The sequence below is a fragment of the Agrobacterium sp. 22-221-1 genome (assembly GCF_053522445.1).
Map to the genome: position 1 here is coordinate 72,566 of NZ_JBNWCL010000003.1, position 16,589 is coordinate 89,154.

At 60.6% G+C, this 16,589-nt stretch carries 11 protein-coding genes; 5 read left to right on the forward strand and 6 right to left on the reverse strand.

From position 1 onward, the window contains the following. On the reverse strand, nt 1–2,406 hold the full coding sequence (locus ACQZ5N_RS06060; protein WP_448732412.1) for a circularly permuted type 2 ATP-grasp protein: 2,406 nt from the start codon (nt 2,404–2,406) through the stop codon (nt 1–3). A 1-nt stretch (nt 2,407) separates the two neighbouring features. After that, complete coding sequence (locus tag ACQZ5N_RS06065) at nt 2,408–5,734, reverse strand: transglutaminase family protein (RefSeq protein ID WP_448732413.1); 3,327 nt, start codon at nt 5,732–5,734, stop codon at nt 2,408–2,410. Nucleotides 5,735–6,026: 292 nt separating this feature from the next. Here ACQZ5N_RS06065 and ACQZ5N_RS06070 point away from each other — a divergent pair, with 292 nt between their 5' ends. Next, nucleotides 6,027–7,835 (forward strand): ABC transporter ATP-binding protein/permease, encoded by a 1,809-nt coding sequence (locus ACQZ5N_RS06070; RefSeq protein ID WP_448732414.1) that lies wholly within the window; start codon nt 6,027–6,029, stop codon nt 7,833–7,835. A gap of 30 nt (nt 7,836–7,865) precedes the next feature. On the opposite strand, the gene ACQZ5N_RS06075 is transcribed toward ACQZ5N_RS06070, so the two are convergent. Continuing rightward, a complete protein-coding gene (locus ACQZ5N_RS06075) occupies nt 7,866–8,099 on the reverse strand; it encodes a hypothetical protein (protein ID WP_127755489.1) in 234 nt (77 codons plus the stop codon). Nucleotides 8,100–8,233: 134 nt separating this feature from the next. Here ACQZ5N_RS06075 and ACQZ5N_RS06080 point away from each other — a divergent pair, with 134 nt between their 5' ends. The 4 genes from ACQZ5N_RS06080 to ACQZ5N_RS06095 all read left to right on the forward strand — a co-directional run bounded on the left by ACQZ5N_RS06080 (nt 8,234) and on the right by ACQZ5N_RS06095 (nt 13,026). Further along, on the forward strand, nt 8,234–8,623 hold the full coding sequence (locus ACQZ5N_RS06080; protein ID WP_035260778.1) for an acyl-CoA thioesterase: 390 nt from the start codon (nt 8,234–8,236) through the stop codon (nt 8,621–8,623). A 173-nt stretch (nt 8,624–8,796) separates the two neighbouring features. After that, nucleotides 8,797–11,040, forward strand: a complete 2,244-nt coding sequence (locus tag ACQZ5N_RS06085; protein ID WP_448732415.1) for a polysaccharide deacetylase family protein — start codon at nt 8,797–8,799, stop codon at nt 11,038–11,040. A 233-nt stretch (nt 11,041–11,273) separates the two neighbouring features. After that, nucleotides 11,274–12,314: a four-carbon acid sugar kinase family protein gene (locus ACQZ5N_RS06090; RefSeq protein WP_448732416.1), complete on the forward strand. Its 1,041-nt coding sequence runs from the start codon at nt 11,274–11,276 to the stop codon at nt 12,312–12,314. Between the two features lie 4 nt (nt 12,315–12,318). Then, nucleotides 12,319–13,026: a FadR/GntR family transcriptional regulator gene (locus ACQZ5N_RS06095; RefSeq protein ID WP_003519630.1), complete on the forward strand. Its 708-nt coding sequence runs from the start codon at nt 12,319–12,321 to the stop codon at nt 13,024–13,026. Nucleotides 13,027–13,073: 47 nt separating this feature from the next. Here the strand turns inward: ACQZ5N_RS06095 and ACQZ5N_RS06100 are convergent, their stop codons facing one another. Genes ACQZ5N_RS06100 through ACQZ5N_RS06110 form a run of 3 tightly spaced genes read right to left on the reverse strand, consistent with a single transcriptional unit; the run spans nt 13,074 to nt 16,347 of the window. Further along, nucleotides 13,074–14,201, reverse strand: coding sequence for an iron-containing alcohol dehydrogenase (locus ACQZ5N_RS06100; RefSeq protein ID WP_448732417.1), 1,128 nt, complete (start codon nt 14,199–14,201; stop codon nt 13,074–13,076). Further along, nucleotides 14,198–15,154, reverse strand: coding sequence for a 4-hydroxythreonine-4-phosphate dehydrogenase PdxA (gene pdxA / locus ACQZ5N_RS06105; protein ID WP_448732418.1), 957 nt, complete (start codon nt 15,152–15,154; stop codon nt 14,198–14,200). Before pdxA ends, ACQZ5N_RS06100 begins: the two co-directional genes overlap by 4 nt. Then, nucleotides 15,151–16,347 (reverse strand): sialidase family protein, encoded by a 1,197-nt coding sequence (locus tag ACQZ5N_RS06110; protein WP_448732419.1) that lies wholly within the window; start codon nt 16,345–16,347, stop codon nt 15,151–15,153. Before ACQZ5N_RS06110 ends, pdxA begins: the two co-directional genes overlap by 4 nt. Between the last annotated feature and the right edge of the window lie 242 nt (nt 16,348–16,589).

Consider the following 16,589-nt stretch of genomic DNA (forward strand, 5'->3'; position numbering starts at 1 on the left):
TTATCCGAGATAGGTCCGGGCCAGAACATCGGAGAGATGTTCCATGTCGGTTTCGAGCTGGCGATAGATTGCGCCGTTCATGGTTTCCGGCGTCATGACCGCAAGCCCGGAATGCAGGCGCATCGCCTCGCGGTAGAAGGGCGACATCTGACCGTTCACGAAGGCATTCGGCAGCTGTTCCACCTCGGTGCGGATCTCGTTCAGCTGGAACAGGATCGAGCGGGGATTGAGCGGGTCGAGCGCCAGAAGATCGGTCACGGTCAGGCCGGCCGTATTGACGTTGTAGCGGCGGCGATGGGTCATGACGCTGTCGCCTATTTCGAGCAGCATGTCATAGGAGCCGTCAGGCGCATCCGGGCCGGTCATATGGCCGAGAAGACGTGTCATATGCAGGCCGCGCTCCAGGTAACGGCCGATCGACAGGAAACGCCAGCCGGTGAAGCGATACATGTTTTCGTGCACGAGACCGGCAAAGCCCGCAAGCTTGCGCAGCAGGATCGTCATGGCATGGGTAGCGTCGTCGCCGGGGGCGACTTTCGCGTGGAAACGGCGGGCGGTCTTGGCAAGGTCGTTCAGCGCCAGCCACCCGTCAGGCGAAAAGCGGTCGCGGATATTGCTGGCGGAATAAAGCGCGCTGTTGATGTTGTTCAGCAGGCTTTCCGGCACGGCATCGCTCATCTCCACATCGAGCGCTTCGAGATAGCGTGTCACATGCGCGAGCAGAGGCTGGCGCGGATCTGCGGATTCGGCATAACGCCCGTGCCAGGCGCGCAGGATGCGCAGGGCGCCTTCCGAACGCTCGATATAACGGCCGAGCCAGAAGAGATTGTCGGCTGCGCGGCTCGGCAGGCTGCCCGGCATATTGCGGGTGAAGCTTTCTTCCGCCGGCAGAAGCGTGGTGCGTTCCACCGGCTTGTCGCTGACGATCCAGACATCCGCAGCGCTTCCGCCCGATTGCATGGCGATGGCGGAGACATCGTTGCTGCTGCCGATACGGGCAAAGCCGCCGGGCATGATCTGCCAGCCATCCTGGGTGCGCGCAGCAAAAACGCGAAGGCTCATCGGGCGCGGCACGAGCTTGTTGTCGATATAGGCCGGGGTTGTCGAAAGCGTCACCACTTCCTGTCCCACCAGTCTATGGCCGTCGGAGGCGAGCCAGTCGCTGATCGATTCCTTTGCCGTTTCGCGCAGCGACGAGCCGAGCACGGATTGTCCGTTGTCGTCAAAGAAGGGAAGCCGGGAATAAGCCGGGCCGATGACCATGCCTTCTATATTGCCGGCGACATGGCGGCGTTCCGATTCCTGCCCGCACCACCAGGTGGCGATGGAGGGCAGTTTCAGCTCCTCGCCCAGAATGTGGCGGCAGATGCGCGGCATGAAGGCAAGCAGCGCCCGCGTTTCGAGAATGCCGCTGCCGAGCGCATTGACGACGGTGAGCGCTTCATTGCGTAGCGCCTGCACCATGCCCGGCGTGCCGATATGCGATTGCTGGTTCAGCTCCAGCGGGTCGGAATAGGAGGCGTCGAGACGCCGCCAGAGAACGCCGACCGGTTTCAATCCCGCTACGGTTCTGACCATGACGCGGCCGTTGACGACGGTGAGGTCTTCGCCTTCCAGCAGCATGAAGCCGAGATAACGGGCGATATAGGCGTGTTCGAAATAGGTTTCGTTGGCGGGGCCGGGCGTCAACACGGCGATCCGGTCGTCGGGGTGCTTTCTTTGCGCCTGCAGCGTGTCGCGGAAAGCACCGAAGAACGAGGCCAGACGGTGCACATGGGTTTCGGCATAGATATCAGAAAGTGCACGGGTGGTGGCCACCCGGTTTTCGAGCGCGAAACCCGCACCGGAAGGCGCCTGCGTCCTGTCGGCCAGCACCCACCAGTTGCCGTCAGGTCCGCGCCCGATCTCGAAGGAACAGAAATGCAGATAATGGCCGCTTGCCGGTTTCACGCCGACCATGGGCCGCAGATATTCCGGATTGGAGGCGATCAGGGCCGGGGGTACGAAACCTTCCTTGACCAGCCGGTTTTCGCCGTAAAAATCGGCGACCATGGCTTCCAGAAGATTGGCGCGCTGTTTCAGTCCTTCGGAGAGAACCGCCCACTCCCTGTCGTCGATCAGGACCGGAATATGAGAGATCGGCCAGTTTCTTTCGCTGCTGCCTTTGCCGTAATCGCGGTAGAACACGCCCGCATCGCGCAGATAGCGGTCGGTGCGGGCAAAGCGCTCGTGCAATTCCCGCTCCGACATGCGTGACAGGGCGTCGAGCAGGGTCTTCCAGACCGGCCTGACCTTGCCGTTGGTATCGAGCATTTCGTCGGCAACGCCCGGCAAGGGGGAATATTCAAGCCCGCGCGGTTGCGCGCTCGTTTCCGTCTTGCGTTCCGTTGCCGGGGCTTTGGACAATTTACACTCCGTAAGGCCGACGCAGATCGAGCGTCAGCGGAAATTCTGGCGACATGGTTTCCGCTTGTAGCGGATATTGCCCTGCCGTATGCCCCCATGGTTCGAAACGGGCGAGGCGGCGTGCCTCGGCCTCATTGCCGTTGACGGGAAACGTCTCGTAATTGCGCCCGCCCGGATGAGCAACATGGTAGATGCATCCGCCGATCGATCGCCTCGACCATGTATCATAAATGTCAAAGGTCAAGGGTGAATTGACGGGCAGAACGGGATGCAGGCCGGAAGCGGGCTGCCATGCCTTGAAGCGAACGCCGGCGACCGCGACGCTGCGGTTTTCCGTCGGGGTCAGCGGCACGGCGCGGCCGTTGCAGGCAACCGCGTAACGGGCGGGATTGGAGGTTTCCAGCCGCACCTGCAGGCGCTCGACGGAGCTGTCGACATAACGCACGGTTCCGCCGATGGCGCCCTGTTCGCCCATCACATGCCAGGGCTCCAGCGCCTGGCGCAGTTCCAGCTTCGCACCCTCATATTCCACTTCCCCGAAGAAGGGGAAACGGAATTCCTGCTGGGCGGTGAACCATTCCGGCTTGAGGTCGAAACCGTTTTCCCTGAGGTCGGCAAGCACGTCGAGGAAATCCGCCCAGATATAATGCGGTAGCATGAAACGGTCGGCGAGCGCCGTACCCCAGCGCACGAATTTGCCGGCGGCCGGGTTTTTCCAGAAGCGGGCGATGAGGGCGCGCACCAGCAATTGCTGGGCGAGCGACATGCGCGCGTTGGGCGGCATTTCGAAACCGCGGAACTCCACCAGCCCGAGGCGGCCGGTAGGCCCGTCAGGCGAAAACAGCTTGTCGATGCAGATTTCGGCGCGATGGGTATTGCCCGTCACATCCGTCAGAAGATTGCGGAACAGCCGGTCGACCAGCCATGGCAGCGGCGGCACGCCTTCTCCGGGGGCAGGCACCTGCGCAAGCGCGATCTCCAGCTCATAGAGACTGTCGTGACGGGCTTCGTCGATACGCGGCGCCTGGCTCGTCGGGCCGATAAAGAGACCTGAGAAGAGATAGGAGAGCGAGGGGTGCCGCTGCCAGTGCAGAACGAGGCTTTTGAGAAGATCGGGCCGGCGCAGGAAGGGGCTGTCATTGGGGTTGGCGCCGCCCACGACCACATGGTTGCCGCCGCCGGTGCCGGTGTGGCGGCCGTCGATCATGAACTTGTCGGCACCGAGACGCGATTGGCGCGCCTCCTCATAAACAGCCGTGGTGATGTCGACGCAATCCTTCCAGCCCGCGGCGGGGTGGATGTTGACCTCGATGACGCCGGGATCGGGCGCGACGCGGATGACATTGACGCGTTCGTCATGCGGCGGCGCATAACCCTCGATATGGACGGGCAAGCCAAGATCGGCGGCTGCCGCTTCCGCTGCTGCAATCAGTTCCAGATAGTCCTCGATGCGCTCGACCGGCGGCATGAAGACGCAGAGCCTTCCGTCACGCGGTTCCACCGACATGGCGGTGCGCACCGCGCCGCCGATTTCGCCGAGCGTCTGTTCGATGCGCTCCTGCCCTGGGGCCTCGCTGGCATGGAAGGAGGCTTCGGGCATGGCGCGGCCCGATGGCGTCAGCACATCGGGAAGCGGACCGCGGGGGATCGAAGGATCGGCTTCATGAATATAGGGATAGGCGGATGGCGGCACATAGGGCAGGGTGCCGAGCGGCAGGCGGTAACCCACCGGGCTGTCACCCGGAACGAGGAATATTTTACCGCGCCGCGTCTTCCATTTTTCGCTGATCCAGCGTTTGCCGGCGGCGCGCGCATTCCACGCCTGAACGGGAAGAATATAGCCGGTCGGTGTCGTCAGTCCCCGCTCGAAGACGCGGGCCATGCGGTTTCGCTCCTCCGGGTCTTTGAGTTTGGAATTGGACGGGTCGACATTGTCGGGAAGGCTGCCTTCCTTGATGATCCATTCGGCCGGATCCTCATAGGCCGGCAGCACCAGCTCAGGCTCGATGCCGAGATGGGAGGCTATGCCGCCCAGCAGTTTCTGCGCATCTTCCGCCTTGACGCCTGTATTTGCGCCCTCCTCGGCGATCAGCGCCGGGTTCTGCCAGATCGGCAGGCCGTCCTTGCGCCAATAGAGCGAGAAGGTCCAGCGCGGCAGGCTTTCGCCCGGATACCATTTTCCCTGCCCGTAATGCAGAAAGCCGCCCGGTGCGAAACGCTCACGCAGGCGGCGGATCAGGGCATCGGCCTTTTCACGCTTTGTCGGCCCGACCGCGCCGGTGTTCCATTCGTCGGATTCGAAATCGTCGATGGAAACGAAGGTCGGTTCGCCGCCCATGGTCAGCCGGACGTCATGACTGTTCAGAACATCATCGACCTCGTGGCCAAGCGCATTGAGTTCCTCCCAGCTTTCATCCGAAAAGGGTTTGGTGATGCGCGGCGTTTCGGCAACCCGCCGGACCTGCATGTCGAAGGCGAATTCCGTGTTGGCATGGCCGTAATAACCGCCGGAAATCGGCGCCGCATTGCGGTAATGCGGCGTTGCCGCCAGCGGAATATGGCTCTCGCCCGTCAGAAGTCCCGAGGTGGGGTCGAGGCCGATCCAGCCGGCGCCGGGCATATAGACTTCGGCCCAGGCGTGCAGATCGGTGAAGTCCACTTCGGTGCCGGATGGGCCATCCAGCGCCTTGAGATCGGGGGTGAGCTGAATGAGATATCCCGACACGAAACGGGCGGCGAGGCCGAGATGCCGCAGAACCTGCACGAGCAGCCAGCTCGTATCGCGGCAGGACCCCTTGCCGGAAGCAAGCGTTTCCTCCGGCGTCTGGACGCCCGGTTCCATGCGGATGACGTAACCGATTTCCTGTTGCAGGCGGGCATTGAGGCCAACGACCATGTCCACCGTCTGCTGCCCCGGCGTGCGGTCAACGGTGGCCATGAAGGCGGCAAGCAGCGGGCCTGTCGGCTCCGGCTTCATGTAGATGGACAGGTCGTCGCGCAATTCCTGCGGATAGTCGAAGGGCCACTTTGTCGCCTCTTCCTCCACAAAGAAGTCGAACGGATTGTAAACCGTCATATCGGCGACAAGATCGACCTCGATCTTAAATTCCGTCGCCGGCTCGGGAAAAACGAAGCGGGCGAGGTAATTGCCGTAGGGATCCTGCTGAAGGTTCACGAAGTGATTGGAGGGCGAAACCTTGAGCGAATGGCTGATAACGCGGGTTCTGGAGTGCGAGGCGGGCTTTAATCTTATGATTTGTGGTCCAAGGCGAACCGGATTGTCGTATTTATAATGCGTCAGATGATAGATGCTCGCTTTGATCGCCATTAATCTGCCTTGCCCGGTTTTCCGGCTTATGCGGTTTGTCCGCCCCTCTGAAATTATTCGGATTTTGTGCAATGCAGGAAAAGAAAGCAAGGATCATTTCCGGGGGCAACCGCATTGTTGGTCGAGGCCGCGATATTTGCCCGCGGTAAGAATTGTCCGGGCTTTTCAATCATCGCCGCTGAGATTTCGCCGGGATTGTGGACAAGGTCGAACGGCGTGTTATTGCTTGGCAACGAAAGGCGCAGAATCGCGACCCGCTTTCTTTGCCGACTGACGTTTCGGAATGGAATGAATGGCAACAACGGTGACCGACGATCAGCGCAAAAGCGCGGCTAATCTTTCGGGTTTCGATCTCGATTTCCCGGCGCAGCTGCGCATGATGGGGCGTGCCTTCTGGACCTCACCGGTGCGCACCCGGCTGATCTTGCTGTCAATAGCGCTGCTCACGGTGATATTGCTCACCGCCTATGGGCAGATCAGGCTCAATGAATGGAACGCGCCGTTTTACAACGCGCTGGAGCGGCGCGATCTTGCCGCCTTCATTCACCAGCTGGAGGTCTTCGCCATCATCGCGGGGCTGTTGCTTCTCCTCAACGTCGTCCAGACCTGGCTGAACCAGATGACGGCGCTGAACATGCGCGAGGGCCTTGCCAAGGATATGGTGGATCAATGGCTGAAACCGGGGCGGGCCGCCCGTCTTGCCGGTTTCGGCACGATTGCGATCAACCCCGACCAGCGCCTGCATGACGATGTCCGCAATCTGGCTGAAAGCAGTACGGCGCTTTCCATCGGTCTCGTCAATGCGACGATCCTGCTCGTCAGCTTTATCGGCGTCCTCTGGTCGCTCTCGGCCGGCTTTGCCATCACCATCAGCGGCGATACCTATGCGATCCCCGGCTATATGGTCTGGGCGGCGATCCTTTATGCCGGTTCGGCTTCCCTGCTCAGCAATCTCGTCGGTTATCGGCTGGTGGGGCTGAATGCCGAGCGTTATTCCAAAGAGGCGGAGCTTCGCTTCTCACTGATGCGGGCCAGCGAAAATCTTGCCGCCATTGCCCTTGCACGCGGCGAAAAGAACGAAAGGCGGCGGATCGGTATCGATATTGATGCGGTGCTCGGCGTCATTCGCGGGCTTGCCATGGCGCTGACACATCTGACATGGGTTTCGGCAGGATATGGCTGGCTGGCGGTGGTGGCGCCGATCCTGATCGCGGCTCCGGTTTATTTCTCCGGCAACCTCACCTTCGGCGGGCTGATGATGGCTGTCGGTGCGTTCAACCAGGTCAACACGGCGCTGCGCTGGTACATCGATAATTTCGGGCCGATCGCCAGCTGGAAGGCAACGTTGCAGCGCGTTTCGGTGTTCCGTAACGCGCTTATCCAGATGGACAGCGTCGAACAGCACGGCCTGGCGATCGATCTGCAACGCAGCGCGGAGAATGAAAAAATCCGCCTCCAGTCGGTGGTGATCTGCCGCGATGCGGGTGGGCAGGATCTGGATCGCGGCTTCCAGCTGCGCGAGAGCGAAGTCGAGATCGGGCCGGGCGAACGGCTGATGATCAATGGCGAGCAGGGCGTGAACCGAAGGCTGCTGTTTGCGGCCATGGCGGGCCTGTGGCCCTGGGGGCAGGGCAGGATTGAGATGCCCGAACAGTCCGACACGCTTTTCATTGCCCAGCACGGCTATCTGCCGGCGGGATCGCTGCGTGAAATCCTCGCCTATCCGCGCGCGCCCCAGCGTTTCGCCGATGCGGATTATGTCTCGGCGCTCACTGCCTGCGGGCTTGGCGAGATGGCATCGCGTCTCGAGGAAAATATTCGCTGGGACAAAAAACTGGATTCAGACGAGCAGGCTAGCATCCGGGTGGCCAATGCCCTGCTGCTGAAGCCGAAATTCGTCGTTATCGACGATTTGCTCGAAGGGCTGGAAAAACAGACGCAGGATACGCTGGCGGAAGTTCTGAACGGGATCGAGGGTGCGGCGATCATCTATATCGGCCGGTCGGAAACATTCCTGTCGGTTCTTGCCCCGGCTGTGGCGCATCTCGACCATACCGCGCTGAAGGAAAATATCTCCAGGGCCGGGAGCGCTCCGGAATAGGTCATCGGCCATTCGGCTGATCTGGGCGGACTAGAGCCGCAAATGCCATTTGTCCGAATCGAGCCGCTGCTGTTTGGCAAGGCTTATGGTGGTGTCCGGCTCCACCTGAGAACGCAGGGCAAGGGTGCCGGTCGCCAGGCTGATGGCGACGACGCTGGCGACCACCAGGACGATACGGTCGTAGCGCTGCTGTATTGTGTTGTTTCCACTCCAGTCATAGGCCATTCGCACGCCCTCGCGTTTTTTGGAATCGTGCCTCATCATGGTTAACCGAAGCTTACGATGGCTCTGTGATTCCTTGCTGTTTTGGAAGGGCTGCCGCGACAAATCGGCTATTGGCGGATGGGGTGCGGTTGTTTAAGTCCGGCAGCGGGAGGCTTGTGAAAGGACTTTGAGACATGGACCAGCAACCGCCCGCCGATATGGAACTCACGCTCAGAACGCTTGCGATGCCCGCCGATGCCAACCCGGCCGGCGATATTTTCGGCGGCTGGGTCATGTCGCAGATGGACCTTGCCGCTTTCGTCCGCGCCAATGATGTGGCCGGCGGCCGCACCGTTACCGTCGCAGTCAATGAAATCGTCTTCAAGAAGCCGGTCAAGATCGGCGATACATTGTGTGTCTACACCAAAATCGAAAAGATCGGCCGCACCTCCGTCACGTTGAAAATCGAGGCCTGGACCCGCAGGCACTATCAGGATTCACGCGAAAAGGTGACGGAGGCCGTTTTCATCATGGTCGCGGTGGACGACAACGGCGATCCGCGTCCTGTCCGCAAGGAGGCGTGAGGCAGCTTCCGCTTTTTCTTTTCAAAGCAATTCCGAAGCGCCTGCGAAAGATTAAAAGCATAGGCGTTTCGGATTTTTCGCAATTCGATATCAGTCCGCTCAATACTTTAGAAATATCCAATTTATTTATCAATTTTTGCGATCAAGATATGGAATAGGACGGGGATCAGGCTTTGACCATTCCAGGTGTTGTTATTGTCGGCGGCGCTCACGGCACGCTCGCCCTTGCCCGCAGCCTCGGCGCCCTGAATGTGCCTGTTTATTACCTCACCCACGATTCCCCTTTGCCGGGTTGGTCGCGTTTCGTGCGGGAAACAATCCGCTGGGCCGGCCCGCATGATGCCGGGGCACTGCCGTTCCTGCGTCAAATGGCGGACAAGCATGGTTTGAAGGGCTGTCTGCTGGTGCCGTCCGGCGACGGAGAGGTCCAGCTCGTTGCGCAGCATCGTGAGGAACTGTCCTCGCTCTACAAAATCATCCTGCCGGATTGGACCGCGCTGCAATGGCTCTGCGAAAAACCGCTGCTTTATCAGCGTGCCGCGGAACTTGGCGTCAGTATTCCGCGAACCTATGCGCTGGCATCGGCCGCTGATATCGATACGCTGGACATATTGTTTCCCGTCATTCTCAAGCCGAATATGGGCGGTGGCGATACCACCATCGCCCGGGCAAAAGTCATTCGCGCCGATGACCGACATGCTCTGAAAACGGCTTTTGCCGATGCGAGTGGAGAGATCGGCGCCGGCAATGTCGTCGTGCAGGAACTCATTCCAGGTGGGGGAGAAAGCCAGTTCTCCTACGCGGCGCTGTGGCTGAACGGAGAGCCGGTAGCGGAATTCACCGCTCGGCGCGCGCGGCAATATCCTGTCGATTTCGGTTATACCAGCACCCGCGTCGAGGTCGTCGATAACGGGCAAGCGGTGGATGCGGCCCGAAAAATACTGAAATCGGCCGGCCATAGCGGGCTGGTCGAGGCGGAATTCAAGCTCGACGGCCGGGACGGGAAACTGAAGCTTCTCGATGTCAATCCGCGCCCATGGTCATGGTTTGGCCTTTGCTCTGCGGCGGGCATCGACCTTGGCGCCCCGCTATGGCGGGTCGCCAATGGCGAGCCGGTCGGCCAGCCCGGCAATGTGCGGCAGGGCGTTTCCTGGTCCTATCTTGTCCGCGATGCCGTTGCCGCCTTCACATTGGCCCGGAGGGGGCAGGCGAAAATCGGCGACTATTTCGCTTCTCTGGGCAATATCCGCAGCTGGGCCGCCTTTGCGCCGAACGATCCCTTGCCGGGCCTGATCGATCTGCCGCTGACGGTCTCGAGAGTGGTGAGAAAACGCCTTCTTCCCGGCCTGACATCAGGACAATCGGGGAGGATGTTTTTTCAGCCGATAAAACGCCTTGTGAAATATGGGGCTATAAGGACGGGGCTGGAGGTGAGTTCTCTCCCGGCCGTCCGTTCGGCATTTCCGTCTTTCGCCGGGCGTGGTGTGATCTTCACGCTTCATCATGTGCGCCCCGGAGGGGCTGTTTCGGCTTTCGCACCCAATGTGCAATTGTCCGTCACGCCGCAATTTCTGGAAGAGGCGATACAGGCCGCTCTCGAATGCGGTCTCGTTCCAGTCCATCTGCACGATCTGCCGGCTCTGCTTGCCAATAATCACGAAGGCCGGTCGTTCTGCGCCTTCACGCTCGATGACGGCTATCGAAACAATGCCGACTATGCCGCGCCGATCTTCCGTAAATATGCCGTTCCCTACACGATTTTCATCACGCCGGGTTTTGTGGAGCGAACACGCAGCCTCTGGTGGGAAACCGCTGCTCTCCTGACGCAGAAAGCCGCGTCGTTCGAATTCGATTTCGGGGCGGGGCCGGAGCAGGTGGCATGCGCCAGCCCTTCGCAGAAAGCGGAGGCATTCACGCGGCTTGAAGATTTTGTCCAGAACTTTTCGGAGGACGAGGCGGTGGAAAGGATCGATCGTGCCGCGAGGCAGCATGGCGTCGATCCCATCGCGATCGTGGACGAACTTGTCATGGATGAAGATGAACTCAGGGCGCTGGCGAAGGACCCTCTGGTGCATTTCGGCGCGCATACCATGACGCATGTGAATATGCGTAAGGTCGATGCGGCGCGTCTGGCTTATGAGATTGCGGAATCGACGCGCCGGGTGGAAGCCTATGCCGACCATCGGCCACGGTCCTTTTCCTATCCCTATGGCTGGGTAAAGGCCGTGGGAGAACGGGAAGCGAAAGCGGTTCACGATGCAGGATTTTCCGCGGCCGTGACCACGCAGGCTGGCGTTATCGGTCCCCACAGCCTTGAAAAGCCGACGCAGTTGCCGCGTGTATCGCTGAATGGACGCTTTCAGAAAAAGCGCTTCGTCAAGGCGCTCATCTCGGGCCTGCCCTTCCGGTTCATCTAGCGACGTTGTTCGTTCGCCATCTCCCGGCCGTCTCGCCATATATGGCTGCGGCCCGCGTTTGGCGTTCTCTTTTGCCGTTTCCGATTTCTTCTCTCGTTGTTTGAGCCTCTTTGCGGCTGATTGGCCAGTCCGAAAAGCTGCGCCATAATTTTTGTTATTCACATCCATTTATCTATTGATTATAAATAAATTTATCGATGTAAAACATTACAACTTTTATGAAGGCCTCGCCCGTGCTGCTGATTTTTGCCGATGATCTGACCGGAGCGCTCGACGCCGCCGCTCCCTTTGCCGGGCGTGGGCTGGCGACCGAGGTTGCGATAGGGCTTGACGGTGTGCGTGCGGCGCTGGCGGATGCGCCTGCCGTCCTCAGCGTCAACCTCGGTTGCCGCGATGGCGAAGCGGATGAAGCCCGGCGTCGCACGCAGGAATTGTTGGGGCTGGTTCCGGCTGATACTATCCTTTTCAAGAAGATCGATTCCCGTCTGAAAGGGCATATTGCGGCGGAAATGGATGCGATTTCCTATCGGCACGCGCTTGTCGCGCCCGCCATTCCGGATTTCGGACGCGTCGTTATGGGCGGAGCCGTTTCCGGCTTTGGCGTCGAAGTTGCCATTCCGGTTCATGAAAGACTGGGCGGACATGCCGGCCGCTGCACGATACCCGATACGCGATCAAAGGGCGATATCAGGGAGGCTCTCGCCGCCGCGCAGGCGGAAGGGGCCGATCTTCTGGTCGGCGCGCGTGGGCTTGCCGAGGCGCTGGCTGAAGCGATGACGGCGCAGGCTGTTCCTGAAGCGGCGATCATTCCACCCGGTAGGGGGCTTTTTGTCATCGGGTCTCGCGATCCGATCACGGTGGAGCAGATTGACGTTCTCAAAAGCGTTGGGCCTGTCTCGCTCGTGGAGGCGCCGAATGGCGTCATGCCCCGCCACACCGATGACGGTGCCGGTCTGACGCTGGTTCAAGCGACGCAGGGTATGGAAAATCTGTCGCCGCTTGCGGTTTCAGACCGGTTGGCGGAGGGCGTCGTGCCGCATTTTACCGCCAGGGCGGCAAGGCTGCTGTTGTCGGGTGGAGCCACGGCAGAGGCCGTGCTGCGGGCCATGGGTGTTTCGCGCTTGCGTCTTGCCGGCGAATGCCTGCCGGGTCTTGGGGTAGGCTGGTCCGGTAATCAATGCATCATTGCGAAGTCCGGCGGTTTTGGGCAAGCTGACACGTTGAAACGGATCGCGAAAATGATGCTTGGCGACAATGACGCTGGAGAGAGCTGACCAGATGGGGCTGATGAAAGAAACGGCGCGCAAGGCACTTCCGGACATTATTTTCGAGAGAATGCACCGGGCGATCAAATCCGGCGCCTACAAGCCGGATGAGCGGCTGCCGACCGAGCATGAACTTGCCATGGAATTCGAAGTGTCGCGACCCGTCGTGCGCGAGGCGTTGCGGCGGCTGCGCGAGCAGGGGTTCATTTATTCCCGCAGAGGCTCCGGCAGCTATGTCAGGGCTTTTGGCCTGCGCGAGCCGCTCGGCTTCGGACAGCTCGAAAACGTTGCTGATCTTCTCAACTGTTACGAATTCAGGCTGACGCTGGAGCCGGCTGCGGCGGCTGCGGCAGCCTTGCGGCACGATGGCGAGAGACTTGCGGCGATCCGGAAGGCGCTCGAGCTGATGCGGGATGCGACCAATCGCCAGTCCCACCGCGAGGATGCCGATTATCAGTTCCACCTTGCCATCGCGCGGGCGGCGCGAAACAGCTATTTCTCCACCGCGATGGAAGCGCTCAAGGACCATATTGCAATGGGAATGAAGTTCCACGGCATGTCGGTGAAGCGGGAGGCATCCGGCCTGACACGTGTTTTCGCCGAGCATGAGGCAATCGCAAAGGCGATTGCCGATGGGGACGCAGAGGCGGCGCGCCAGTTGATGCTTCAGCACCTGACGGGATCGCGCGACCGCTTGTTCGAATCTTCGCACACAGACTAAGCGGGTGACCGAAGACCGATGCGCGCGTACGCGCACCGGATTTTTGCTTAGAAGGCGTGGCGGTAAATGCCGAGCACGTCCTCGACGCTCATGTCGACGGGGTTATTGTCCATCAGTCGGCGGATGGCATGCGCATCCTCAGCGTAGCGGGGAAGATCGGCCTCAGTCGCGCCATGCCGTGCGAGCGACATTTCGATGCCGAGCCCGGCGCAGAAATCCGTTGCCGCCTTGCGCAGATCGTCTGGCGAAAGGTGTTCGCGAAGCCCGAGCGCTCCCGCCACTTCCGCCGTCTTCGCCGAAACCGCAGGCTGGTTGAAGGCCAGAACATGCGGAAAGACGATGGCGTTTGCCAGCCCATGCGGCAGGTTGAGAAGCGTGCCGAGCGGATAGGCGATGGCGTGGCCGGCCGCCGTATTGACCGGGCCGAGGCAGATGCCGCCATAATAGGAGGCAAGCATCATGCCTTCCCGCGCTTCAGTATCCGCACCGTCGCGAACGGCGCGCGCCAGATATTTGCCGACCAGCGCAAAACCCATGCGCGCGAAACCGTCGATCATCGGATGGGCCTTGCGGTTGGTGAAGGCTTCGACGCAATGGGCCATGGCATCCACCCCGGTTGCCGCCGTAACGGCTGATGGGACGGAATAGGTGAGTTCCGGATCGAGCACGGCGAAATCCGCGATCAGATGAGGGCTTTCGACCGCGATCTTGTTGCCTTTCACCGGGTCTGTGATGAGCGAACGGATGCCGGCTTCCGAGCCGGTGCCGGCGGTGGTGGCGATCTGCACCAGCCGTGTGTCGCGCCCGGCAACCCTGTTCGGCCCTGCCACATCCGCAAGCGTCTGGCCGGAATTCCAGAGCGCCGCGACGAGCTTCGCCACATCCATTACAGAACCGCCACCGAGGCCGATGACGAGATCCGGCTTGGCGGCGCGTGCTGCGGCAAGGGCTGCTTCGAGCGTTGTGGTGTCCGGCTCGCCGGGAATGGCGTCGAAGATCGTGAAAGGGCCCTGCAATTGCAGCCGTTCGGCAAATTTTGCCGTCAACGGTGTGGCGATAATCAGGGTCGATGCGGTTTTTCCCGCCCAGGTGCCGACCTGGGAAATGGTGCCGGCGCCAACGGCGAGCCGTCGTGGCTGGTGGATGAGAATGGGAGCTGTCGACATGATGCTCATTCCTTCCGCTCCTTGCCCGCCACCAGCTTGCGCGCATAGGCGATGGCCGCATTCATGTTGCCGTGATTGGCGATGCCCTTGCCGGCGATATCGAAAGCCGTGCCATGATCGACGGAGGTCCGGTCTATCGGCAGATCGACGGAGACATTGACGGCGGTGTCGAAGGCGACAAGCTTGATCGGGATATGGCCCTGATCGTGATATTGCGCGACGACGAGATCGAAAGCGCCGGAATAAGCCCGGTGGAACACGGTATCGGCGGAAATCGGCCCCTGCACCTCAATGCCTTCGGCGCGGGCGGCAGCGACCGCCGGTGCGATCTGGTCGTCATCCTCGGTGCCGAACAGGCCGTTTTCACCGCAATGCGGATTGATGCCGGCAACCGCGATGCGCGGTCGATCGTAACCGATGCGCTTCAGATGCGCGTTGCCGGCGCGAATGGTTGCCAGCACCCGCTCCGTCGTCGCCCGGCGAATGGCTTCCTGCAGGGAGACATGGGTGGAAACGTGAATGACCTTCAGCCGTTCGGAAGCAAGCAGCATATAGGCGGCCGAGGAGCCGGTGAGGCTTCGCAACATGCCGGTGTGCCCGTCATAATGATGACCGGCGAGGTTCAGGGCTTCCTTATTGATCGGTGCTGTGACGATGCAGCCGATTGCGCCCGCTTCGGCATCACGAACGGCCTTTTCGATAAAGCGGAACGCGGCGTCTCCGGCCACTGGCGACAATGTACCCCAGGGCAGCGGCGCGCCATCCACGGGCAGGTCGACCACGCGCTGAGAAAGATCGATATCAACGCCGAGCGCATCCCGCGCCGCTTCCAGCGTGGCGAGGTTGCCGTAAATCCGCGTCGCCGCACGATCCGGGGCAGACATTTCGGCGAGCGCCCGCACCGTGATCTCGGGGCCGACGCCGCAGGGGTCGCCCATGGTGATGCCAATGATGTTGCTCATCTTTGTCTCCCGTCGTTCTCGTTAGCCCAGCCGGGCGCCAGCCGGACATATTTGATTGCGCGGCGATGATAGGTGTAGCTCGCATGCAGCGTACCGTCCGGCGCTTCCAGAAGCCACGGATAGGACATTTCCAGATTGCGTCCATCGGTCGAATCGTTCGAAAGGCAGGTGCCCGGCCCGTCTTCGATCAGTATTCGTGTTTTAAAACTGCGCCCGTCATCGTCGGACAGGCAGATCGAAACCGGCGCGCGCGGCACGCCCCAGACGGGAACGCACCCGCCGCTCGGATCGGCATCCGGCCTGTCGTCTTCTTCTCCCAGCTCGTCATAAAGCGAGGCGCGGCGATCGCTCGACTGCGCGGCGTTGACGGGGTTGCAGATCATAGCCAGCCTGCCATCGTTGAGCCTGATGGTCGCAATGGAGGAATTATTGTTGGGCACATCGGTCGGCTCCGGCTTTGACCACGAGCGGCCGCCATCGTCGCTTTCCGTACGGTAGACGAAATCGGCCTGACGGCGGCGGAAGAAGGCGGCGTAGCCCCCATCCGTCACCGCGACCGGGCTCATATGCACGCAGCCGGTCGATTCCTGCAGCTCCTGCAATTGCCAAGTCGCGCCATTGTCCATGGATATGCCGAGCGCTGCCGTATCGTGGCTGCCGTTCCATTTCTGGCCGGGGCGCTGGATGCAGCGGAAGATCGGCAGCAGCCAGGCGCCGTCATCGCGGATGCGCAGCGGCGCGCGGATGAAGCAGCCCTGCGGGAGATCGAGAAACCGTCCTTCCTCGGAAATAAGCTTTTCCGGTGCAGTCGCGTCGCGGTGGATGCGCGCCATGCGAATGCGGCATTCATCCTGATTGCCGGAGGGCTGAGCGGTATGAAACAGCCAAAGGACGCCATCCGGTGCGGTGAAGAGGACCGGGTTTTGTTCGGAATGGGCGGGGTCGTGGCTCAGGCGCTGCGGCGCTCCCCAGCGGGTTGCACCCGCTGTCAGCACGGATGCGAAAATCGAAATATCCGATTTTCCTTCCAGCGTGCCGCCGAACCAGGCGCAGAGCAGGGTGCCGTCATCCAGAAGGTGCAGGAAGCTCGCATGGTTCTGGATCATGGGCGACGGCAGGAACGCTTCCTGCCGGTTTTGCGACACGGCATGGATGGCTCCGGTCATGGCGTGAGCGATGTCATCAGGGGTCATCGTGGTCTCCTCTTGTCCTGATGAAAATGACATATTCGAAAAGTTGTCAAGTTTATTTGATAAAAAAAGAGGATCATATGTTTTTGATTTTTGAAATTAAGATTTTGTTTTTAAATGATAAAAATAAGAGATTTGGCTTTAATAAAAATTGCCTTAGAAAAATAAATTGACAAAAAATGCGATAACGTCGATGCTCTGTCTACGGGTGGAGGAGACAATCATCCGCATGTCATGCTCCTCAA